This window comes from Dyadobacter sp. AC419 (genome assembly GCF_979253085.1).
In genome coordinates this window covers 53,037-73,946 of the sequence record NZ_CEEDCD010000021.1, presented here as the reverse complement: position 1 = coordinate 73,946, position 20,910 = coordinate 53,037, and the positions used below count along the sequence as shown (strand labels likewise).

Sequence of the window (20,910 nt, the reverse complement as noted above, 5' to 3'; positions counted from 1 at the left end):
TTGATGGCTGTCCTATGGATGGCGGCGACTTGGCAGCTGATGAGAATGGGAGAGTTACCACGGTCTGGAGGCGCCAACTGGAAGTCTATGTAGCCGAGCCTGAAAAGCCGGAAGCAAAACTGGGAGTTGGCCGTACCCCTGTAATTTTGCAAACTGGCAAAGGGCCTGCGATTGCCTGGCAACAGGATGGGGCTATTCAATTTCGCGCCACCGATGGGCAAAAAGCCGTTTCGATAGGTAAGGGTCAATATCCCAAACTTGCCATGATGGCTGATAAAAAGACCTCACTTTGTGTTTTTGAACGTGATGGCCAGATTTTGGTAAAGCCCATTGTATTATAAATTATGATTGTAGAGAATCAGTAGAGAATCATTGGCATACTTATTGAGCACTATTCCAATATAAATTTTAACCACCGAAAACAATGAAAAAATTACTTGCCTTAATGGTAGCAGTTCTTTTTTCCTTTTAGTGTATATGCACAGGATAAAGAAAAGAAAATGGACAAGATGCATGCATCTATGAAAGATTGTGTAATGATGCACGATGGAAAAATGATGGTTATGAAAGGCGGTGAGATGACTGCAATGACTGAGGATATGACGTTGAAAAACGGAACAATGATTATGAAAGATGGCACCGTAATGATGAAGGATGGTACCAACAAGCCGCTAAAAGAAGGAGAAATGGTCGATATGGATGGGAAAATGGGTAAGATGGACATGGACATGAAAAAACACAAGCCAAAAAAATCAGGAACCAGGTAAATGCCTGTTCATTTCGATAAATGAATGCTCCGTTGAACACCTGATTATGGTTATACAGCGGAGCATTTTTGCGTATTGTCCGTATTTCATAGTTGTTAAAACCCGATAGGGTTAAAACAGTTGCCTATGATTTAGAAAAGGCCGTGGGCAAGGCTTTGTAGCAGTTCCAACATATAGGAAGGCAAAGAAATCTTAAAACCGTATTTAATCATTTGCTTAAATACTTAATTAGTCTGTATCTTAGCTGTCTAATTGATGTATATGAGAGATCAGCAAAGTTGTATCCGGGTTTTTGAAGATCAAGAAAAAATTCAGCAGTACACGGAAAAGATAAATGACTTTCAGCCATTTTTTGGGCGATTGGCCCAGGTGATGGATTTAGCAGGAAATGAAAATCGTTTAAAAATCATTTATCTTCTGAGAGAAGAGAACAATCTATGTGTCTGTGATCTATCCGACATTTTAAGTATGAGTATTCCTGCCGTTTCCCAGCACTTACGTAAGCTTAAAGATGCACAACTGATCCAAGCCAGAAAGGTTGGGCAAACCGTGTTTTATTCCCTTCAGGGAAGAATCCTCAGATATTTTGCATTTGATTTTAGCACATCTCACCACTTTACAAAAGTCGTCAGAGCTAGCGGTTAGTCTAAGTTAAAAATTGAACTATGAAAACGACAGGATTGATCGGACTCTTCACCGCATTTGCTTCTTCTCTCTGTTGCACGGTTCCGCTGTTGGCGGTGACATTTGGTGCTTCTGGTTCAACCAGTGGGCTTGTCTGGCTTGAAACATTTCGTCCGTTTAGCATTGCCCTGACGATTGGGGCATTAGGTTGGGCCTGGTATAATCAATTAAGAAATAATAAAATGAAAGATTGTGCGTGCGAACCGAGCAAAACCTCCTTCTGGCAAACGAAGGGGTTCCTAGGCATGGTAACAGCAATAGCGCTGTTACTGCTTGCCTTTCCGTCCTATTCAAATCTGCTTTACCAAGAGAAGGGACAGGAAGTTTTACAACCTGCACAGGATGGGCCGAAAAAAGTGGTTTATGTAACCATAAAAGGGATGTCTTGTGAAAGCTGTGAACATCACGTCAAAAAGGAGGTTGCTAAATTGAAAGGCGTTTCACAGGTTGATGTCTCGTACTCAAAAGGGGCGGCCACCGTCAAATTTGACAGTAAGAAAACCTCAATTGCTGATATCAAAAAAGCGGTCGATGCGACCGGTTATAAAGCGACAAGCACAAAAACACTATAAAAATGGTTGACATACTTGAGTCTGTAATTACGTGCCCGAATTGTGGGCATCAAGAGACAGAAATCATGCCCACGGACGCATGTATGTATTTTTATGAGTGTACTTCTTGTAAGCTCGTCTTGAAGCCTCTAAGCGGCGACTGCTGTGTCTTTTGTTCTTATGGGACTGCAAAGTGCCCACCAGTTCAACAGCAAAGAAGCTGTTGCAATTAAGCCTCTATATGAACTACATTGATACACGTGACCCTATTGCCGTTGCAGTAGTCAACGCTATTCAAACAGGGGATATACCAAAACTTACACAATTACTGGCCGATAATCCTGGGTTATCAAAAGCGAGGCTTGGTGATAATGACCCTTGTGGCATGTCGCGTACGTTACTACACGTTGCCACAGACTGGCCTGGCCACTTCCCTAATGTAGCTCAGACAATCAAAACGCTTGTTGAAGCCGGAAGCGACGTGAATGCACAATTCACCGGTCCACATATTGAAACTCCCCTGCATTGGGCGGCCAGCAGCAATGACATCGAGGCGCTTGATGCTTTGATTGATGCCGGAGCCAATATAGAAGCCGAAGGCGCAGTCATTGCCGGGGGAACCCCGCTTACTCTGCAAGAGCTTTTGGACAATGGAAAGCTGCACACAGGCTTGTCGAGCTCGGCGCACGAACTAATTTAACGGATGCCGCTACCCTTGGCTTAATGGATCGATTAGAGGGTTATTTTACTGAAAATTCAAGACCCGAAAAGGAAGAGATCGACCGCGCTTTTTGGGGCTGTTGTCATGGTGGACAGAACACAGCAGCTGCTTTCTTACTTGAACAAGGAGCCAATGTAAACTGGATACCCGACTGGGAAAATCTACTCACCCCTGGATGCTGCACAGCGGGAAGGAGCAGACGAACTGGTTGAGTGGCTACATAGGCAAGGGCAAAATCAGCGAGCGAGTTAGCATAGATTCCTGCCTGCCTTTCACAGATGACGCATGCAATTCTCGGCGAGCAAAGCAATATCCTTCAAGTCCCTGTTTCCAGGAAATTTAGCTCAAATCGCAGTCTTGCGGCATCCAGTCCTATTTAGGGTAATGAAATACTTATTACCTTTTTACTTTTGAAAAGACATACAGTGTTTCAGTTGCGATCTGTTTGCAACGCTCGTCGTATTTGGCGGTCTCCTGCGCGCTGCCATCAAAGGCTTTTGGGTCATCATAAGGAACGGCAACCCTGGCAGCTGCTCCTTTCACCACAGGGCACGCTTCATCAGCCTGGGAGCAAGTCATGATAGCGCAGAAATTACTTTGAGGGTTGCTGGCATCGTCATATTTCTTTGAAAATGCTTTCAAAGGTTCAGTTCCGGCGCCGTAGCTGACATGATAAACCGGGTTTTTGCCTTCTGATGTTTTCGTTACATCAAAACCGGCCCGCTTGCAAGCAGCAACCGCCCGCTCATTGAACGCGCTGGCCTCAGTACCACCAGAATATGTTTTCACATTAGGGATACCGTAATATGCAGCAGCAGTTGCGCCCCAAATTTGGCCGAAATGACTGCGGCGCGAATTGTGGGTACAGATGTAGGTAAGCTGCACAGGCTGGTCGGCTTTAACCTGCTTTTGGATAAAGCTGGCGATTTTATCGAGCTCTTCTCTTCGCTCGTCCGGAATTTTTGAAATATCGTCTTTAATCGTGTTGATGTAGGAAGACAGCTTGGGATTTAGTGCTTTTTTATTGTCGGGGTTGCTAGCTGGCATGATTGCGGCAGTGGTAAAAAAGGTTATTAGTAAAAGATGGAGCAGGCTCATATTTATAAGGTAAGTTGTAGTCAATCGTAAAGATACGATAGAATTTATCAGACAATTGCAATATTAATCGTAATATTGCAATTGTCTGAATGCTATCTATATTTGCAGCATGGGAGTAACTAAAACCGAAATATTCACAGAGCAGCAGAACCGTATCGCGGATCTGGCCAAGGCGTTTTCTCACCCGGCCAGGGTTGCGATCCTGCAACTGCTAATTTCCAGAAAAGCCTGCGTTTGTGGTGATTTGGTAGATGAGCTCGAACTTGCCCAGGCAACCGTTTCCCAGCATTTGAAGGAGCTTAAAAGGATTGGGATCATCCATGGCGAAATCAATCCACCAAGGGTATGCTATTGTATAAATCCGGTCGTGTGGGCCGAAGCACAGCAAACATTTGGTTCGTTGCTAGATACATTTGCCCTTAGTGAATCCTGCTGCAATTAGCAGGGTATTTTTTTGAAAATATCAATCGTAATAATACATTTAACCAATAGAAGCTATGAGCCAATCAAATCCATTAACCTGGGGTGATTTCAAAAATGCCCTTAAACAAAATCCTGATCTGCACCTGCAATTCCAATATGAGGAAGGCAAGTTTGTGGACAGCTCTTACCACATTACCGAGATCAAACAAGCACCGATTGTTTCAGTTGATTGCGGCGGGGTAATGAACAGCTGGACAGAAGTGATCGTGCAGCTATGGGAACCCTCAGAGAAAGAAGTAGACCGTTCAATGAAAGTTGACAAAGCGCTGAAAATTGTTGACCTGGTTGAAAAATACCTTCCCCTGAACCCAAGTGCAACCGTTAAAATTGAATTTGGCAATTCCAGGTTTGATACACGCCAGATGTACCCCGGAGAGTTTGCGTCCGATGGTGAAACATTCACTGTTAACCTAGTTACTGACTTTACCCAATGCAAGGCACTTACCCGAAACGAAAGCTGCGGCACGTCGCCCGCTGAAGCTTCATGCTGCGCGCCTGCCCCTGTTAAACAGGAATTGGAACTGGTCACTTCCGATGGTGACAGCTGCAAGCCTGGCTCAGGGTGCTGCTAATCAAAACAACCACCTATGAAACTACAAATTGATAAAGCAGGGCCTGCAGACAAAGAACTCGTAATCAGCCTGCTTAAAGAAGCAGACCTTCTTACTGATGACTTGCCTGCTGGTTTGGAACATTTTCTTTTAGCCAGACAGGAAGGGTCACTTGTTGGTGTCGCTGGAATGGAGCTGTATGGAGAAGTTGCACTATTACGCTCCATTGCAGTTCGTCCTAATCATCAGGGTAAGGGCATTGCCCGTAAATTGGTCGAGCAGCTTCTGACACGTGCTGACACGCAAAAAATTGAAGTGGTATATCTTATCACAACCACAGCTGACCATTATTTTGACCGTTATCATTTTGCGGGCGTAAACCGTGAGCAAGTTCCAGATCCAATTCAGCAAACCAGGCAGTTTAGCGGCCTTTGCCCAACATCCGCTATCGTTATGAAAAGAGATTTAAAGCATCCAACCGCATGAATAACCCACGTCTTTCTTTCTTAGACCGCTACCTGACCCTGTGGATCTTCTTAGCCATGCTGATCGGCGTTTCAATTGGCTATTTCTTGCCCGGCACACCTGATTTCATCAACCAGTTTAATTCAGGATCAGGTGTGAATGTTCCGTTGGCCATTGGCCTTGTGCTGATGATGTACCCGCCACTGGCCAAGGTGCGTTATGCAGAGCTGCCAAAGGTGTTTAACAACACCAAGATCCTGGGGCTTTCGCTGCTTCAAAACTGGATCATTGGCCCGCTGCTCATGTTTGGCCTGGCCGTTATCCTCCTTCCTGATAAGCCCGAGTACATGACCGGCCTGATCATGATCGGCATTGCCCGCTGCATTGCCATGGTCATTGTCTGGAATGACCTCGCCAATGGCGACCGCTTGTATGCAGCAGGACTAGTGGCTTTCAACAGCATTTTTCAGGTCTTGTTTTATTCGGTGTATGCCTATGTTTTCGTAACGGTATTACCGCCGCTTTTCACCTTGAAAGGATTTGAAGTGAATATTACCATCGGCGAAGTTGCTCAAAGTGTTTTCATTTATCTGGGCATTCCTTTTTTGGCAGGTATTATTTCCCGGATAGTACTAACAAAGGTGTTTAGCAAAGAATGGTATGAGACAAAATTCCTTCCGGCCATCAGCCCGATCACATTAATTGCCCTGCTCTTTACGATTGTGGTCATGTTTAGCTTGAAGGGCCAGCTGATTGTCAGTATCCCTTTTGATGTACTGCGCATTGCGCTGCCGCTTACGATCTATTTTGCGATTATGTTTTTCTCCGCTTTTTACCTGTCCAAACGTGCGGGGGCTGATTACGCCAAATCAACATCGCTGGCCTTCACTGCCGCAGGTAACAACTTCGAGCTAGGGATCGCGGTCGCTATCGCTGTATTCGGGATTGATTCAGGAGCTGCATTCGCTGCTGTGATCGGCCCACTAATCGAAGTGCCGGTATTGATCCTAATGGTCAATTTTGCTCTCAAACAACAGCACAAGTTTTCCAATTAACAACTTTTTAAATGAGAATTGCCCTTTTTTCAGACATTCACGCCAACCTTCCGGCTTTGGATGCGTTTTTCAAAGATGTTGAAACCAGAGACATTGATGCTATTTATTGCCTGGGTGATTTGGTTGGTTATAACATTTGGCCTAATGAAGTTATTGACGAAATCAGAAAGCGTGGTATTCCTACTATTGCCGGTAATTACGATTTTGGCATCGGAAGGAGCAGCGATGATTGTGGCTGCGCTTACAAAACAGACGAAGAAAAAGAAAACGGAAAAGTGTCGATTGCTTACACAAACGAAATTGTCAAAGACGAGCAGCGGGCTTATTTAAGAACCTTGCCGGCACACATCCGTCTGGAATTTCAACTTAATGAGAAACCGTTATCAGTTCTTCTGGTGCATGGCAGCCCGCGACGGATCAATGAATACTTGTTTGAGGACCGCGATGAAAAAAGCATGCTGCGGATTATGGAACAGGCCAGCGCAGATGTGATGCTTTTCGGGCATACCCACAAACCTTATCACAGGATCCTGGGCTCAGTCCAGCCAGACGGTACAGATCATTTCCGGCATGCAATCAATATTGGTTCTGTCGGTAAGCCAAAAGATGGTGACCCAAGAGGCGGCTATGTAATCCTGCATATTAATGCAGATGCACTGGCATCAAGTAAGGAAAGCATTACGGTAGAGTTTATACGTTTTAACTACGATGTTGAAACAGCAGCCAAGGCCGTAGAAGGCAGCATCCTTCCCAATGCCTATGCAGAATCATTACGTCTGGGGAAATGAAAATAGCACTACTCTCTGATATCCATGCCAATCTTCCTGCTTTTGAGTCGGTGTTAGAAGATCTGGAAAAACAACAACCTGATGCGGTTTACTGCCTGGGCGATCTTGTTGGCTATAATGTATGGCCTAACCAGGTAATTGGTTTGGTGCGCAAACATGGCATTGCGACCATTGCAGGAAACCACGATCTGAAAGTTTCTAAGATAATGCCTTCCGAGAGTGATTGCAGCAAAGAAGAAAGCAGTGAGTACGCCTACAAGCTGGTTGGCAGAAAGGAAAGGGACTACCTGTTAACACTTCCCAGGCATTTGCGAATAGAGTTTCAGCTTAATGATCAGCCATTGAACATGCTGCTTGTCCATGGAAGCCCAAGGAGCATCAATGAATATCTTTTCCAGGATCTGCCTGACCAGTACATGCAGGAACTTGTCAGGGAATATAAAGCGGATATCCTATGCTTTGGGCACTCGCATAAACCTTATCACCGCGTCATTAATTCTGGTAAGAACAGCAGTGAGCATTTTCATCACCTGATTAACACTGGTTCTGTCGGTAAACCCAAGGATGGCGATGCGCGTGCTTGTTATGTACTAGTCACGATTGATCAGACAGCCGGTAAAATAGATCAGGACGCTGTTCAGGTTGAATTTGTAAGAATCAAATATGATGTAGAAAAGGCAGCGCAGGCCGTAGAGCTGAGCCTTCTTCCTGATGCTTTTGCAGATAATCTCAGAAAAGCATATTAACCTTCAGCAAAAGTAAAGGCTAAATAAACCGGCTGGGAAAGAATGAGAAAGCATATTGCCGAAATGAAATTGCCCATGTATGCGTCTTTCAGCTCTGAGCTTCGCTTTAATGGGTGATGCATTTCTATATTCTTTTCTGCCAATAAATGCTTCCAGCATCCACGTTCCAATCATTTGGATAGGAACCATCTTGTCAATCAACCGCTTTACACGGATTTTGCTTAACCCACTTATTTTGCGCGTTTTCAGTCTTGTGGGCTTTCGTATACCTATAATCGTTGCGGCAACGGTATCCGTATTGGCCACAGCTGGCTATGGTGCAGGTTTTGGCATAGCGATTTTAATACTGCTTAGGGTCTTGTGGGGCATATCGTATTCTGTCCTTCGCGTTGGGGCAATTACCTATGCTATGGATTATCCTAAGAAAGGCTTGGCACTGGGAATGAGCCAAAGCATCATCGAATCAGGCCCACTACTAGCATTGTTGGTTGGGCCGCTGCTTTTTGAAGTAATCAGCCCTGGCTGGATCTTTTTAGTGATTGCGCTCCTTTCGACACCAGGAGTTTACTTCGCATTCAAACTCAGAGAAAGGGACAGCCCTCCAGCTTGCCCATTAAACTTCAAAATATCATTGCCATCCGTCTTTAACCGGTTAGCATTCTTAGGGGCTTTTGCAGCGGAAGGTATGCTCGTGGTTTTAATTGGAGCTCTGTTAATGAATGCGCATCCCTATTGGTCGGCAGTTGAAATTACTGCCGCTGCTGCGGGATTTCTTATTTTCCGACGGATCTGCTCGCTTTTAATTTCACCTTTTGCGGGTTGGTCCGCTGACCGGTATGGGCTTGCTAACATCTACTCAGGTTCAATTCTCTTGATCTGCATGGGTTTGCTGCTGGCAACAAGCGGCTGGGTAATGCCGGGATTGATCCTTGTATTCACGTTTTATAATGTCAATGCATCACTAGCAGCTGGCGCGGCATCCGCCGGGCAAGACGATGTGACGCGCGCAGTATCAATCAATGCCACTTTCCGAGATGCGGGTTCCGCGTTTGGTGCATTAGCGGGCGGCTTTTTATTGACTAATAATCATTTGAGCCTGATCTTTACGGCTATCACTTTGTTAATTATATTTCTTACTTGGATGTATTACCGAAAGGCATTGGCACTCCGTATATAACGCTGCCTTACAGCTATTGTCGATATTGAATACCTTCTAGATTTAATGGTGGTCAAAGCATACTAATTCAGACATCAGGATGCCCAGCTTTTTCCGAAATCAAGTGACGACACAGATTCAGAAGGCTATCCATGTTAGATGGCTTTATATAATAGTCGAGGGCACCTAATTTTTTAGCAAAGTCAATCATGTCTGGATTCCCAGATGTCGAAAGCATAACTGTTGGTAAGGAAGCTAAGCGAGGAATGATTCGCAAATTCGATAAAGTTTCCAAGCCGTTCATTTTCGGCATGTTCATGTCCAGAATGATAAGACATCTATCTAATACTGTTTGCGACTGCAGAACCGTGAGAAGTTCCTGCCCATTCTCTGATTCCACAATTTCGATGCTTGGATCTATGGCTTTGATTGCCTCTTTCATTAGTAGGCGATCATCAGCATCGTCGTCGGCCAAAAACAAAGTTGTGACATCTCCTCATATGCAAAGATAAATATTTTCATCAAATCACTATTTCTACCGAATTGGCTATGAACAAGGTAATTCAAGACTCATTATGTAACCGCCGGAAGTGGCCAAATTAATCGGTGGTTATTTCTGCTAATCTGGTTTTCATTCCCTTGTAGGTTATTTTTCGCTAATTCGGGCTTTTAAGATTACAGGTTAGCGGTTCGTGAAAACTAATTACAGAATATTATGACATAGCACGATAAACTGTAAAATGTTCGCGCGGAGATTAAAGTCTTAATTTGGTATGATTATTAATTTTGCAACTTCTGGTTCCTGAAAAGCATTAGATCTGATCAAATGATTTTCTATGGTTGTTTGGTCTTCGCCATAAACGTATGAACTGAATTCGAAGCTTCTCAAAAGCATGCGAATATAGGCAGTTGGATCATGTTGCCTGGTAAGTTTTCGCAGCGCGCCCATATAGTCTTCACGATATACAGTAGGAATAATTATCTTGGAAACCCCTTTTGAAGAAAGTTCAGCATTCATCATTACCCTGGCAATTCTGCCGTTTCCGTCAAGAAACGGATGAACTTCGCTAATCATAAACATCATGTAAGCTGCTTTGGCAAAAGGGTCTTCTAGTAGCGAATACCAATCAAACCCCTTTTTTAAAGTACCGGCCACCAACTGCCAGTCTACAAACTCCGTATTGCCAGCCCGATTATTTTTGTCCTTGAACTGTCCGGGCTTTTTAGATAGTCGTGCTCGTAGCAATGTGGCGTGCCTGCTTCGCAACAGTTGTAAAAGTTCATTGGGTGAACTGGGAGTTATCGCCATTTCGTGCCGATCTGAAACGATTTGATAAGTGCCCAATATATCGTGAGAGTCTTCATCGCGTTCAGGCAACGGTGTTTCAGTCTGGATAATCTGCTGAGCTTCATTAACAGCAAATTCTGTCCCTTCGATATAGTTTGAGAAATAGCTTTCAAAAAAGCCAAAGTTTCTATAAGCTTTTAATGAGAAGTTTTTGTCAGGATAAGCCGGGAATGTTCGGCCGCTCAAAGCTGCATACAATATTTCGAATAATGTAATTCTTGTAGGGTCAAAAGGATCTCCTAATGACCGTGCTATGGCGATGGGGGAATGAAGACTTTTAGAATCACCCGTTGTCAAAAGCGTCCCTACCAAATTGTTAAGTTTAATAAATTCTTTTTCCATCCCCAAGGCTGGGGCCAAGCTTCTAGCATTGTCTCGTATAACATTGACAGCATCTTCCCCCCTGGATCTAATAATCAGGTCAAGCCTTTCCTCAATTTCTGAGATTGAAAGAGTTTTTGAAAGATCCTCTCTAGTTCGGGTTTCCTGCATATTTTCTAAAAATGCCCGTGCTTCCTGCGAAGCGTATAATTTTTCAAAAAATACATTGTCATTTTCCTGCCGGGGAGGGCCTTGCTGAAAGTGGATTGTAAGACCAGGTAACCGATTCTTACGTGTATAGGTATACGTCACAAATATATGCTCACCATTAGCTGGAACAAATTCCAATGCGCTACGTACCACTTAGGATTACACCTGGAAATTGGTTGGATAGTATTCTGAACCAATTTCTTTTTATAATAACTTCGGGCTGCTCTTCTAGGTTTGACGTATAAATGCGAGGAGCTATTTTACGGATAACTCCCTTCTTCTCCAAAGCGCTGATTTTGGCAGATTCTGTCTTGTTTGAAGACCCAAAAAGTACTTCCTGTAATCTTATCATCGGAATTCTTTCTATTAATTGCGCAATATAAAGCTCCTACTTGGAAATTTTTCTATTAAGCGAGATATTCAATAGAAATTTTTCTATTAGTGTACGGTGGACTTAAATGATTTTGGTTATGGTCCAGAACTTGCGTTGCCAAACCACTTTTTCCCTATCATTATTAAATACTCTGCCGATTGCTACACTTTCTATATGTGGTGCAAGGTATTTCGCAAATTAAAATAGCTGCTACAACAACTGCTAATATGACCAATACAGCAAAAAGAAGGAATATCCTGAAATCCTTCCGGTGAATACGGCTAGCTTTTTAGGGAAGGGTTACGTAAATTGACTTCTATATTCTCAATTATTTCTGAACTTACCAATCTCTCTGGTTCCATGACTTCTTAGTTTAAACTTCTAGAGATGAAATCATCCGCCGGCCTGTTTCAATCCGTAGGACAGGCAATGCGCACCCGATTGACCGAACCAGCAAGCAAAAGTAGTCGTAGGGTATGCTAAGTATTTTCGACAATGCGAACATGCCACGATTCAAAGCTCAGAAGACACATTCAAAGACTTTTAGGAAAGTTGCACACCCCCGTGGGTAAATTCTTGAATCGTTTTGTCCACATACATACGTCCGTATACATGTGGACAAAATGCCAATAAATCACTACTTTTAACCCGTACCAAAAGAGCCGTTGCCTATTTTCGAGTATCGAACAGATCGCCAGGGAAAGAGTGGCTTGGGCCTGGAAAGCGCAGCATGAAGCAGTGCACCTGTTCGCACAACATCAAGGCTACCAAGTCACAGCAGAATTTACTGAAATCGAGAGCGGGAAGAAGAATGAGCGGCCAGAGTTAATGGCTGCCTTATCGTTGTGCAAAAAGAGAAAGCGATGCTGATCATTGCGAAGTTGGACCGACTGGGCCGGAATGTGGCTTTCATTGCCAACTTAATGGAGAGCAAGGTTGAGTTTCTGGCAGTCGATAACCCACATGCAAATCCCTTAATGATACATTTACTAGCAGCATTTGCTGAGCATGAGCGGAAGCAGATTAGTACTCGGACGAAAGAGGCATTGCAGGCTGCGAAGCGCCGCGGTGTGCAGTTGGGTAAACACGGCCGGGAAATCGAGAGCAAAAAGAATTCGAAAGCGGCTGATCAGTTTGCGGAAACGATGCAGCCGATCATTAACAAATTGAAGACAGAGGGTTTTATAACCGTTCGAGGAATCTCCGACGAGTTGAACCGGCGAGGTGTTGAGACGTTTCGAAACGATGGTGAGCAATGGCACCGAACCACAGTGCATCGCTTGCTTAAACGTCTTCATATTTGAAACATTAGCTGTATCACAAAGTCAGCCAACGGCGTGAACTACCAAATTCACTTCGAAACTGTAAACTTTTTTTAGGACGCTACATAAATATGAGACGTTGATTTGTGAGATGACAATTTGAGAAGTTTTCAATTTTTCAGAGTGCAAAATGCTCTTCACAAGATAAGTTTCCCCTACCCCATTATGGTTTAGATCTGTCGCTCCGATCGGACGTTTTAAGCGACTACATTATAAATCGAATTATTAGTTAATATGGACTCAATTGGAAAACTGGTATTTCAATGAGAGAATTCCCTGGAAATAGCCGATAAATGGATCTGATTGAGCAGATCCTGCGCCAGGTTGGTAATTACGGTCCCTTCTCCCCAGATAATTGTTCTCTCGAAGAACAAACGATTTTTGGACCCCCCAATCCAGTATAAGAAATCGGGTTAAGTTATGTTGAAATCCAATGGTGGCAGCAGGGAATAAGACTGTTCCTTTCCTTGAAACGGGCGTATAAGTGTCTGTAAACTCCGAATCTGAAAACTCTCGCTGTAAAGCTGTCTGCCGGTACTGTGACAACACAAAGAATGCACCTACGAAAAAATGGTTTCTTTTCTGTTTTCCCGAAATCGATGTGGGATAGAGTCTTGCCCCGGCTTTAAGAAAAGTCCCTGATGTTTGTCTCTGGCTAACCCCATCGTACACTTTATAATCTATCAACCCAATATGGCTAGTTTTGAAAGTACGGCCTAAATTCAGGTTCAATGAATATCCTGGATGATGTCTAAATTCCGAACTGATCTCGGCGGACTTGGCTATAATAGGTGGAATGTTAATGCCTACACTGGTTTTCCATTGAGCATGACATGTCGCGGATGTCAAAAAGAACACTGATAAGAATAGAAGCCTCATAGCGTAGAGTTGATTTTTTACAACTATGACACTAATAAGTTCAATTTCGTTGCTGTGCGCATAAAAAAGTCCCATCTCCTTGTACTATACCAAGAACTTCGTCAAAAGTCGAGAAGCCCTCTTGTTCTGTGTTCCGTCACTTAACATAAAAAGTGTTATACAAACACCAGGAGCCATTTCTGGGGTTAATGCTGTTTTTTCCCTACTCCACAGTCAGTATAATAAGTTGCATTTTTCTCTGAAAATGTGCCTAATGGTCGTCAGTTTACAACATTTGGGAGCCCTTTCGTATCTAAAGGTTTCGACAGCTACTAAACCGATAAATAAATAGTCAAATATTTTAACAAATTATTTATATAAAATATTGACTGTTTGTAACCAATATTTTACATTTATATAATAATATTCCTACATAAACTATGGAAACCTCTCAACGTTATCTTAGTGGGTAATAGGGCCTCTTCAATCTTTGTTTGACTTAAGCTGAAATTCGCCTTCCTTCCATTAAGTGAGTTATGTCAGGTTCTAGTAAAATGAACATTGTCATTTATAATAATATGTTCAAAATCATTACGATCCTTGTATTACTTCTGTTTATGGATTCATTTGCAATAGCGCAGAATTTCCTTTTAGACAAAAATCAAAGCGGGTCTTTTTTAGCTGGACAAATAGCTAAAAGTGATAATAAATTTTCAAAAGCATTGTCTATTGGATACACTATTGACGGCAGAATCGATCTCTCATTGTTCTGCGTCGCATGTGAATGGTCCCCACATTGGGACACATCTTATTGTCAATCCAATGGTTAGTTTTATAAATTATTAAACAGAATCATATTCCACTCAGCCTGAGTGTTTATTCGGAATATCAAACGAAAAAATATACGCGTACAGACGCAATTAAAGACCAGACGTGGGCGGTTGGGAGTGGTTTATATCATAAGTGGCTTATCGGGAAGACCTTTTCTATCAATCCTGGTATCTATTTCCACCCAAGTTTTACAAATCGATCTCTTGATACATATAAAGAACATTTGAATTCAAATGGCTTTGGGTTACAAACTAGTTTTTTGATTAAGAATTTTCAAGTCACTCCTAAGGTTTCCCATTTTCGGGAGGAAACTGTCTTTTCGATTGAGATTGGTGTTATATTCTTTGGAGCTAAAAGTATTGAATCTCTTAACTAATATAAACTTAATATGTATGAAAAAAGCTCTTCTTTTTCTACTTGCACTTTCGTTTTCTGCTTCGATTCAAGCTGCCAGAGGTATTATTATTAATGGAGCAATCTATAACAGCGGAGAAACTGCCTACATTGGATGTGGTGAAAATCAAAATGTTCAAATTAATGCTTGGACATCCACAACAAATTCGCCTCTTACTATTCTTGCGGGTATTACATTACCATCGGGATGGACTTCAAGTTATTGCGGTAATAACTGCTCAAACCTGACAACTAATGCCTCATCAGGAGGTCTACTTAAATTTCAATACCTAAGCACATCAGGCGAACAGGAATGGGTTCAAGTGACGATCTCACGAACACCGTTGAATCATCTCATTAATGGCCCAGCTACTGTTTGCTCATCGACAGCAACCTATACCTTTTCCGGTTCTTTTTTATACCGGTAGTCCTTCCTGGTCTAGCAGCAATACATCGGTTCTGACGATCAACTCATCTACTGGGGTAGCAACAGTCCATGGATCTGGTCCGGTCACAATTACAGCAACTGTTAATACAGCATGCGGCCCTTTTCCGACATCAAGAGCTGTACATGTTGGAAAGCCTACTATCACAGCACTGCAAGTGAGTACATTTATGTGTAACGGAGCTGCTCAAGAGCTTACTGCAACAATATCAGGTAGTCCGACTTTTCGACAATGGGCTGTGACTAGCGGAAATGCATCTAATGCATACCTTACCGACTACGGGAACGGAAGGTGTTATTTCAATTCTTATGTAAACGATTGTTATGGCTTACAGATACAAATGACAAATGCATGTGGCTCTTCACTTGATGGAGTAACAATTTGTGTCGATAACTGCGGTGCGCGGTACACCGTTTTTCCTAATCCAGCTAACGATTTTATTGATCTCAAGATCGAAAATTTTCGAAATTCCAAAGCTATGCCCAACCAAATTAATCTGTATAGCGAAGGATCGCAAGCTTCAATTAAAGCCCTCACCAACGAGCAAATAGCAAAAAATATTAATAATATAGGGGTGCTTCGTATTCCAGTCAATGGTGTACCGAAGGGAACCTATTACTTGCATATTCTATCAAGTGACCAGAACGGGAATAAAATTGAAAAAGTAAGGGTAGCAATTGACTAGTTATGGTAATTACTGTTAAACTAGATGCATTCTACTTGGCATCAATCGTACTTGAACTTTATCGAATATCTTTTATTTATAAATCGATTTGACTATGCGAACACGAAATGGGCCAAAAGATTCTGCTTAACTTTAAAAGTTCGACAACTTATCTAGTTCTAAAAATAATTTGTTGTCGGACATAGTTGTTGCAAAACCTGAATTAACTAAACATGACTTAGATATGAAACCAACATTTCGAACTCTGTCGAGCGTTTTGGCAATAATTAGTATGTCCACACTGTCTTGTGATGATCGCGTAAAGCACATAGATGTTTGGGGTACTATTATTATGCGAGATCAATGTGAAATTGATGGACGTCCATCTTGGATTGTAGATTTAGATATGGAGCTAACATTTGCACCCAAAGGTGTTGTTCTTCCTGTGGTCAGTGACACTGTTAACGGAAAACAGTACAACAATTTGGTCAGGATATTTGTGGTCATTAATGCAGATGACACGACCTACATTTCAAAAGGCGATAAATTTAACTTTAAGCTTGAACGCGAACCTAGACCCTGCAATTCGAATAGATCCACCTTATCAAGTTATTCACCTTTATCTAATGAGTACGTCCATATGCCTAAGTGAAATAATATTTAAAACTCAAACTTATTCTTTTATGCGAGAAAATAAATTTACTAAATTTCTACTTGCACTTCTTCTAGGAATTTCTTCAATCAATGTGCAAGCTCAGATCGATGTTGTGTGCAGGTTTGCTGAGTAATATGATTCCAACGCTGTCTAACTCGATCTGCCTTATTACGGTCACAACTGCGGAAGGTAATCCAAAACAATGTCCAGGTGTTCTCGTTAACAATGAGGCGCAGGATAGAAGGGCATTCATTCTGACGGCAAGGCATTGTATTACTAACAAAAGTCTTGATATCAATCTTACACCGTCTGAAATAGCTTCGGTTGAGAACTCAATGGAAGTTAGATTTCGGTGGCGCAGGTTAACCTGTAACGCTACCACTGGAGGTGCCAGCATGGCGATTTATAATCAAGCCACTTTTCGGGCCGCTGACTTCTACTCAGATATGGCCCTCTTCGAATTAAACGCTGCTGCACTTCCGTTACCTCCCGATCTCAATTTTGCAGGTTGGAGTCGTGGAACTGAGACGTCCGGCACCATGAAGTTTATAGGTCACCCAGGTGGCCAATCCCAAAGATATGCAAATGGGCACAAAGCAGTACCTCAATCAACTGATCCATATAAACTTACGGTGACCTTTGACGAAGGGGCGTCATCAGCAGCCGATGGTGCATCAGGAGGACCATTATTTAGTGAGTATGGCCGAGTAATTGGCTTGCTATCTGGCAGCAATCCGGGTCAGGGAGAATTTGGAGAGATTTCTGCTATGTGGAATTCAAATAAGCCATCCAATAAGTCATTAAAAGCGTGGCTTTCGCCGAACCAGAATTTAACGTCTATAGGAACGCTGGTTCCCATGCAAATTGGACCGATTTCAAACGTATGTACTAATTTAAATAAGACAGCCACATTGCCCAATTTGGCTCCGGGGCAGTCTGTTACATGGTCGGCTAGTCCATCACTTACAATTGTGAGTAGCACGGGCAATAGCGTTACAGTTAAAGCTTCGTCATCGGCTGGTGGAGGAGTTGGTCAAATTAGCGCTACCTCTGGGCCGGCTAACTCAACTTTTACGACGACCAGAGATGTTTGGTGGGGTACGCCCGATATGGGATCCATAAAATATAATGGATCGTCAGCAAGCAATTATACGTTCGTCCAGCCAAATACAAACTATACAGTTGAGTATGATCAAAGTAAGTTGGTCCTTACCAATATGACAGGGAACATGAATTGGAACCCAATGCCTGGTTATGGGGGATCATCCGGGGTTAATTTCTCTCAATATGATTTTAATCTACCACCAGGTCAATCTGTTCAATTTAACCCAGTATCTGCAACAAACTCTTGTGGTACAGCTAACAGGTCAATGGGATTTGAGGCGTTTTCCGGGTTTGCATTATACCCAAACCCAACTGTCGAAACCCTTTACATGAAATTTGACAATTCGAAGCATCTGGAAGGGTTACCTGAGGATATTAGCATATACGAGGAAGCCACAGGCAAAATTGTTAAACAAGTCCCCATTAAGGACGCATTTAATAAAAAATTGATTAAGGAGAATGTATTGGCCATTGATGTAAAAGATTTTCCCAGAGGTACGTACTATCTTCATGTACGTCCAAACAAGAATAACAAAAAGGATATAGATAAAATTAGGGTTGTTTTTAACTAAGGGAACATTATAGATCATAGGCCTGACGCGATTGTCAGGCCTATTTTTATCCAACCCAATTTGAATCTGATCATAACCCCCTACTAATTCCATGCTTTTTCTGTTGTTCCTGCCCGGTTTCCTGCTGCTGCGCCAACTCTTTCTTCTCCCTTTTGCTCGGCTCCAAAGCCTGGCCCTGCTCTTTGGCTTGCCTGGCCTGGTAGCCCCGCTCGGCCACAATCATATCGGCCCGTTCCATCGCTGTCCCGTTCAGCATCACCTTCCGGTATTGGAACGTCTCCGTTAGATCACGTTTATAGCTAAACGTTCGGTCAAAAGCCTTCTCGCAGCGCTCGGTAAACCCCAACCGGTCAAACTGCCCGAATTTCTGGCTGTGGCCGTGCATTGCTCCCCCGGTGGTTGGTCATCGGGCTAATCAGTCGGCCATTGTCTGCCGTCTTGCGGCTCACGATCAGCTGCGCGTGCATGTGGCACCCTTCCTTGGCTTCTCCACGCTTCCGGAGGCCCTGTTTTACTTCCGGGTCTTCATGGGTGTAATACCGGTTGTATTCGATTTTGCCGTAATACTTGATATCCTTTTCAGATAGCCCTTTGTTGAAATTCCCTGCATACTCCTTCATCACTTCCCGCGCAAATGCTTTCAGCTTTTGCGGGTCGTTGCCAATATGGTCGAGCTCCTTTCCGGAAGGGCTGATATTCATCAGGTAAAATTTGGCTTCGATCTTTTTAAGCTTGGCCACATTTTGGTCGATCCCGGTTAATTAATTTCATTTAACAAATTCTGTCTGGCGGTGTCTGCAACGAGATTCTTACATCAGCAAAGGCGGCTTCCCCTCTCCCTACTTAGTTCCAATCCTCATATGATTGAATGTTTATGACTGGCTTGGTTTTAACTATTAGTGTTAATATAAGTGCTAAAACAGTACTAAAATCAGCACTGGAAAAAGTGTTTAATATTGTGCTACTTTTAGCTCGACAAGAACCAGAGTACTAATTCCTAATTTTTAAGAACCTACTTTTGCCATCATGATACATTTTACTGACCGGCTAGTTCAATAAGTTTGCTCATTTATGAGTTGTGGGTCCCTATTGATGATTTTATCGACTGCTGCTACTTCTTCCCTCCTACTCTACATCGTTCCTTTACGTATCAAGATAGTTTTGTCAAGAAATGTACAAAGGATTTGCGATCAAATTATGCCCTAGACCACTACATGATTTAAGAGCATTGAGTAACAGCGTCATGTAGATTCCGCTTATTACAATCTGATAGTTTGAACAAAGCCTAATAGATTGAAAGTGTTTTTCAATAATAGTGAATGAAAACAAGCACCGAAAATAACACTAGATATAGCATTTGTTTTTGTGTGAGATTCTGTATTAATTGCAGCATCATTTTTAACACAAGAACTAGTGGTAATATCATTCAACTCAATTAAGGGTGGGGTAGGCGAAGAGTACCCTTGCTACGACGATGGCTGGATGGCTGAAGCCAAGGGAAGGATGTGTTGCTCGTTGATGGAGACGATCAGGAAACGTCTTCTGATTTTACCGCATGGCGGGAGCAGACACTTGGTAATACGGGATACACGCTTGTCAATATGACTGGTGCAAATCTCAGGAAACAAGTTGAAGCCATGAAGCCAAAATATGATCATATCATAATTGACACGGGTGGAAGAGACACTACTAGTCAAAGGGCAGCACTATCTGTGGCTGACGTATCAATGATACCGTTTGTACCGCGCAGTTTTGATCTATGGACAATTACTAAGGTAACGGATCTTATAGACGAAATTCAATCGATTCGGGCTGAGCCATTAATTGCTTATACGTTCCTGAGCCGTGCTGATATTCGTAGTGCTGATAACCGAGATGTTGCAGAAGCGCTCTCTCAGATTTCTCAGCTCACTTATTTGCCTTATCCGATCAGTAACCGTAAAGCTATTAGCAACGCCGCTGGATTGGGGCTTACACCGTTTGAGGGTGAAAGCATCGACACCAAAGCAACCAAAGAAATAGAGGACTTATTTAACCGTGTATTAAATGGCAACCACGTTACCGCCACCGCGTAAACCAAAAGTGACCGAAGCCGACATTGAGGCAGTCATTAATAAAGGAGGGAGTACTATTAAAGAAACTGCCCCTGCTGATCCGGAAAGGGCAAAGCACATCAATGTGCGCCTTACTGGCCAAATCATTAGTGAGATTGATAGTCGCCGATTGAAGCGTCCCCGTAGGCCTGGGTCGCCTAAGCCAGGGATCAGTATCCACGATTCGATTGTTGAGGCGGTTTTGGAAAAGCTAAATAGTGATAAATAGCACTAAAAACAGTGCTGGTTTTAGTGTCTTAAATAGTGCTGCAAGTAGTGCTTTAAACTTTGTATATGAGAAGAAAGAGGAAAAAGAAACCCAAGCTAACGTCAGCAGTGACATTAGTTCAAAAAACGACTTCTTTCTAAGTCGAATCGACAGAAGTGTTGCTGATAATCTTCATGACATAAGGAAGTCGTTTGGTGAGGATGCTGGAATAGTAAAGGATTTTATTGTATTTATTAGCAAAAACTTGAAGAAGGATCTTTTTGGGTACACTAAATTCACGCTGAAAGATTTTGTAAAGAGTCTGGCCGAAATGGCAGGACTTAGCCAGGAAACATCCGTACTTTATTGCCAATCCCAAGGCAGTTATTCCAGAGTACTTCGGGCATGAATTTGTTTCTGTCTTTGACTATGCGCTTTTTAACATGC

25 protein-coding genes and 2 pseudogenes are annotated in these 20,910 nt (G+C 42.8%); 22 read left to right on the top strand and 5 right to left on the bottom strand.

What is annotated here, in order from left to right:
• The 7 genes and pseudogenes from AC0IYG_RS18790 to AC0IYG_RS18760 all read left to right on the top strand — a co-directional run.
• A pseudogene (locus AC0IYG_RS18790) lies at positions 1-341 on the top strand (exo-alpha-sialidase); the annotation flags it as partial.
• Between the two features lie 159 nt (positions 342-500).
• The gene (locus AC0IYG_RS18785) at positions 501-767 is read left to right on the top strand and encodes a DUF6799 domain-containing protein (RefSeq protein WP_471712627.1); all 267 of its coding nucleotides are present in this window, start codon (positions 501-503) and stop codon (positions 765-767) included.
• A 261-nt stretch (positions 768-1,028) separates the two neighbouring features.
• Positions 1,029-1,412: an ArsR/SmtB family transcription factor gene (locus AC0IYG_RS18780; RefSeq protein ID WP_471712626.1), complete on the top strand. Its 384-nt coding sequence runs from the start codon at positions 1,029-1,031 to the stop codon at positions 1,410-1,412.
• 20 nt (positions 1,413-1,432) lie between these two features.
• Positions 1,433-2,023: a mercuric transport protein MerTP gene (gene merTP / locus AC0IYG_RS18775; protein WP_138368445.1), complete on the top strand. Its 591-nt coding sequence runs from the start codon at positions 1,433-1,435 to the stop codon at positions 2,021-2,023.
• 2 nt (positions 2,024-2,025) lie between these two features.
• Complete coding sequence (locus AC0IYG_RS18770; protein ID WP_138368444.1) at positions 2,026-2,235, top strand: GDCCVxC domain-containing (seleno)protein; 210 nt, start codon at positions 2,026-2,028, stop codon at positions 2,233-2,235.
• 8 nt (positions 2,236-2,243) lie between these two features.
• Positions 2,244-2,702, top strand: a complete 459-nt coding sequence (locus AC0IYG_RS18765; protein ID WP_229209008.1) for an ankyrin repeat domain-containing protein — start codon at positions 2,244-2,246, stop codon at positions 2,700-2,702.
• Between the two features lie 23 nt (positions 2,703-2,725).
• Positions 2,726-2,935, top strand: coding sequence for a hypothetical protein (locus tag AC0IYG_RS18760; RefSeq protein WP_471712625.1), 210 nt, complete (start codon positions 2,726-2,728; stop codon positions 2,933-2,935).
• Positions 2,936-3,119: 184 nt separating this feature from the next.
• On the opposite strand, the gene AC0IYG_RS18755 is transcribed toward AC0IYG_RS18760, so the two are convergent.
• Positions 3,120-3,821 carry a low molecular weight phosphatase family protein gene (locus AC0IYG_RS18755; RefSeq protein ID WP_138368443.1) on the bottom strand — a complete coding sequence of 234 codons (702 nt, stop codon included), beginning with the start codon at positions 3,819-3,821 and terminating at the stop codon, positions 3,120-3,122.
• A gap of 109 nt (positions 3,822-3,930) precedes the next feature.
• Here AC0IYG_RS18755 and AC0IYG_RS18750 point away from each other — a divergent pair, with 109 nt between their 5' ends.
• The 7 genes from AC0IYG_RS18750 to AC0IYG_RS18720 all read left to right on the top strand — a co-directional run bounded on the left by AC0IYG_RS18750 (position 3,931) and on the right by AC0IYG_RS18720 (position 9,086).
• Positions 3,931-4,263, top strand: a complete 333-nt coding sequence (locus AC0IYG_RS18750) for an ArsR/SmtB family transcription factor (RefSeq protein WP_138368442.1) — start codon at positions 3,931-3,933, stop codon at positions 4,261-4,263.
• Between the two features lie 55 nt (positions 4,264-4,318).
• Positions 4,319-4,876: a DUF6428 family protein gene (locus tag AC0IYG_RS18745; protein WP_138368441.1), complete on the top strand. Its 558-nt coding sequence runs from the start codon at positions 4,319-4,321 to the stop codon at positions 4,874-4,876.
• Between the two features lie 15 nt (positions 4,877-4,891).
• The gene (gene arsN2, locus AC0IYG_RS18740; RefSeq protein WP_138368440.1) at positions 4,892-5,341 is read left to right on the top strand and encodes an arsenic resistance N-acetyltransferase ArsN2; all 450 of its coding nucleotides are present in this window, start codon (positions 4,892-4,894) and stop codon (positions 5,339-5,341) included.
• The gene (arsB, locus tag AC0IYG_RS18735) at positions 5,338-6,375 is read left to right on the top strand and encodes an ACR3 family arsenite efflux transporter (RefSeq protein WP_138368491.1); all 1,038 of its coding nucleotides are present in this window, start codon (positions 5,338-5,340) and stop codon (positions 6,373-6,375) included. Before arsN2 ends, arsB begins: the two co-directional genes overlap by 4 nt.
• Before the next feature lie 11 nt (positions 6,376-6,386).
• Complete coding sequence (locus AC0IYG_RS18730) at positions 6,387-7,163, top strand: metallophosphoesterase family protein (RefSeq protein WP_138368439.1); 777 nt, start codon at positions 6,387-6,389, stop codon at positions 7,161-7,163.
• Positions 7,160-7,909, top strand: a complete 750-nt coding sequence (locus AC0IYG_RS18725) for a metallophosphoesterase family protein (RefSeq protein ID WP_138368438.1) — start codon at positions 7,160-7,162, stop codon at positions 7,907-7,909. Before AC0IYG_RS18730 ends, AC0IYG_RS18725 begins: the two co-directional genes overlap by 4 nt.
• A 79-nt stretch (positions 7,910-7,988) precedes the next feature.
• Complete coding sequence (locus AC0IYG_RS18720; RefSeq protein ID WP_471712624.1) at positions 7,989-9,086, top strand: MFS transporter; 1,098 nt, start codon at positions 7,989-7,991, stop codon at positions 9,084-9,086.
• A 67-nt stretch (positions 9,087-9,153) separates the two neighbouring features.
• Here the strand turns inward: AC0IYG_RS18720 and AC0IYG_RS18715 are convergent, their stop codons facing one another.
• Positions 9,154-9,540, bottom strand: a complete 387-nt coding sequence (locus AC0IYG_RS18715) for a response regulator (protein ID WP_171038008.1) — start codon at positions 9,538-9,540, stop codon at positions 9,154-9,156.
• Between the two features lie 288 nt (positions 9,541-9,828).
• A complete protein-coding gene (locus AC0IYG_RS18710) occupies positions 9,829-11,082 on the bottom strand; it encodes a Fic family protein (RefSeq protein WP_471712623.1) in 1,254 nt (417 codons plus the stop codon).
• A 940-nt stretch (positions 11,083-12,022) separates the two neighbouring features.
• Between AC0IYG_RS18710 and AC0IYG_RS18705 the strand changes: the two are divergent.
• From AC0IYG_RS18705 to AC0IYG_RS18685, 5 genes and pseudogenes are all read left to right on the top strand, one after another.
• Positions 12,023-12,621: pseudogene (locus tag AC0IYG_RS18705) on the top strand (recombinase family protein).
• A 2,099-nt stretch (positions 12,622-14,720) separates the two neighbouring features.
• Positions 14,721-15,149 carry a hypothetical protein gene (locus tag AC0IYG_RS18700; protein WP_471712622.1) on the top strand — a complete coding sequence of 143 codons (429 nt, stop codon included), beginning with the start codon at positions 14,721-14,723 and terminating at the stop codon, positions 15,147-15,149.
• Entirely contained in the window at positions 15,082-15,852 is a 771-nt protein-coding gene (locus AC0IYG_RS18695) for a hypothetical protein (RefSeq protein ID WP_471712621.1), read from the top strand. Before AC0IYG_RS18700 ends, AC0IYG_RS18695 begins: the two co-directional genes overlap by 68 nt.
• A 223-nt stretch (positions 15,853-16,075) precedes the next feature.
• Complete coding sequence (locus AC0IYG_RS18690; protein WP_171038011.1) at positions 16,076-16,483, top strand: hypothetical protein; 408 nt, start codon at positions 16,076-16,078, stop codon at positions 16,481-16,483.
• Positions 16,484-16,620: 137 nt separating this feature from the next.
• Positions 16,621-18,162 (top strand): trypsin-like peptidase domain-containing protein, encoded by a 1,542-nt coding sequence (locus tag AC0IYG_RS18685; RefSeq protein ID WP_471712620.1) that lies wholly within the window; start codon positions 16,621-16,623, stop codon positions 18,160-18,162.
• Positions 18,163-18,232: 70 nt separating this feature from the next.
• Here the strand turns inward: AC0IYG_RS18685 and AC0IYG_RS18680 are convergent, their stop codons facing one another.
• Together AC0IYG_RS18680 and AC0IYG_RS18675 are read right to left on the bottom strand one after the other, a co-directional pair.
• Positions 18,233-18,547 (bottom strand): DUF5712 family protein, encoded by a 315-nt coding sequence (locus AC0IYG_RS18680; RefSeq protein ID WP_471712619.1) that lies wholly within the window; start codon positions 18,545-18,547, stop codon positions 18,233-18,235.
• Positions 18,513-18,902, bottom strand: a complete 390-nt coding sequence (locus AC0IYG_RS18675) for a DUF5712 family protein (protein WP_471712618.1) — start codon at positions 18,900-18,902, stop codon at positions 18,513-18,515. The genes AC0IYG_RS18680 and AC0IYG_RS18675 overlap by 35 nt, the downstream gene beginning before the upstream one ends.
• 765 nt (positions 18,903-19,667) lie before the next feature.
• Between AC0IYG_RS18675 and AC0IYG_RS18670 the strand changes: the two genes are divergently transcribed.
• The 3 genes from AC0IYG_RS18670 to AC0IYG_RS18660 are packed head-to-tail and all read left to right on the top strand — an operon-like array spanning position 19,668 to position 20,872.
• Positions 19,668-20,237, top strand: a complete 570-nt coding sequence (locus tag AC0IYG_RS18670; protein WP_471712617.1) for a division plane positioning ATPase MipZ — start codon at positions 19,668-19,670, stop codon at positions 20,235-20,237.
• Positions 20,209-20,484, top strand: coding sequence for a hypothetical protein (locus AC0IYG_RS18665; RefSeq protein WP_471712616.1), 276 nt, complete (start codon positions 20,209-20,211; stop codon positions 20,482-20,484). Before AC0IYG_RS18670 ends, AC0IYG_RS18665 begins: the two co-directional genes overlap by 29 nt.
• Entirely contained in the window at positions 20,474-20,872 is a 399-nt protein-coding gene (locus AC0IYG_RS18660; protein ID WP_471712615.1) for a hypothetical protein, read from the top strand. Before AC0IYG_RS18665 ends, AC0IYG_RS18660 begins: the two co-directional genes overlap by 11 nt.
• The last annotated feature ends 38 nt before the right edge of the window (positions 20,873-20,910 follow it).

What these genes read in the sequence shown, in the direction of transcription:
- AC0IYG_RS18785 (WP_471712627.1), top strand. Translation starts at nt 501, where the DNA reads ATGGACAAGATGCATGCATCTATGAAAGATTGTGTAATGATGCACGAT.
- AC0IYG_RS18780 (WP_471712626.1), top strand. Translation starts at nt 1,029, where the DNA reads ATGAGAGATCAGCAAAGTTGTATCCGGGTTTTTGAAGATCAAGAAAAA.
- merTP (WP_138368445.1), top strand. Translation starts at nt 1,433, where the DNA reads ATGAAAACGACAGGATTGATCGGACTCTTCACCGCATTTGCTTCTTCT.
- AC0IYG_RS18770 (WP_138368444.1), top strand. Translation starts at nt 2,026, where the DNA reads ATGGTTGACATACTTGAGTCTGTAATTACGTGCCCGAATTGTGGGCAT.
- AC0IYG_RS18765 (WP_229209008.1), top strand. Translation starts at nt 2,244, where the DNA reads ATGAACTACATTGATACACGTGACCCTATTGCCGTTGCAGTAGTCAAC.
- AC0IYG_RS18760 (WP_471712625.1), top strand. Translation starts at nt 2,726, where the DNA reads ATGGATCGATTAGAGGGTTATTTTACTGAAAATTCAAGACCCGAAAAG.
- AC0IYG_RS18755 (WP_138368443.1), bottom strand. Translation starts at nt 3,821, where the DNA reads ATGAGCCTGCTCCATCTTTTACTAATAACCTTTTTTACCACTGCCGCA.
- AC0IYG_RS18750 (WP_138368442.1), top strand. Translation starts at nt 3,931, where the DNA reads ATGGGAGTAACTAAAACCGAAATATTCACAGAGCAGCAGAACCGTATC.
- AC0IYG_RS18745 (WP_138368441.1), top strand. Translation starts at nt 4,319, where the DNA reads ATGAGCCAATCAAATCCATTAACCTGGGGTGATTTCAAAAATGCCCTT.
- arsN2 (WP_138368440.1), top strand. Translation starts at nt 4,892, where the DNA reads ATGAAACTACAAATTGATAAAGCAGGGCCTGCAGACAAAGAACTCGTA.
- arsB (WP_138368491.1), top strand. Translation starts at nt 5,338, where the DNA reads ATGAATAACCCACGTCTTTCTTTCTTAGACCGCTACCTGACCCTGTGG.
- AC0IYG_RS18730 (WP_138368439.1), top strand. Translation starts at nt 6,387, where the DNA reads ATGAGAATTGCCCTTTTTTCAGACATTCACGCCAACCTTCCGGCTTTG.
- AC0IYG_RS18725 (WP_138368438.1), top strand. Translation starts at nt 7,160, where the DNA reads ATGAAAATAGCACTACTCTCTGATATCCATGCCAATCTTCCTGCTTTT.
- AC0IYG_RS18720 (WP_471712624.1), top strand. Translation starts at nt 7,989, where the DNA reads ATGCGTCTTTCAGCTCTGAGCTTCGCTTTAATGGGTGATGCATTTCTA.
- AC0IYG_RS18700 (WP_471712622.1), top strand. Translation starts at nt 14,721, where the DNA reads ATGAAAAAAGCTCTTCTTTTTCTACTTGCACTTTCGTTTTCTGCTTCG.
- AC0IYG_RS18695 (WP_471712621.1), top strand. Translation starts at nt 15,082, where the DNA reads ATGGCCCAGCTACTGTTTGCTCATCGACAGCAACCTATACCTTTTCCG.
- AC0IYG_RS18690 (WP_171038011.1), top strand. Translation starts at nt 16,076, where the DNA reads ATGAAACCAACATTTCGAACTCTGTCGAGCGTTTTGGCAATAATTAGT.
- AC0IYG_RS18685 (WP_471712620.1), top strand. Translation starts at nt 16,621, where the DNA reads ATGATTCCAACGCTGTCTAACTCGATCTGCCTTATTACGGTCACAACT.
- AC0IYG_RS18680 (WP_471712619.1), bottom strand. Translation starts at nt 18,547, where the DNA reads ATGCACGGCCACAGCCAGAAATTCGGGCAGTTTGACCGGTTGGGGTTT.
- AC0IYG_RS18665 (WP_471712616.1), top strand. Translation starts at nt 20,209, where the DNA reads ATGGCAACCACGTTACCGCCACCGCGTAAACCAAAAGTGACCGAAGCC.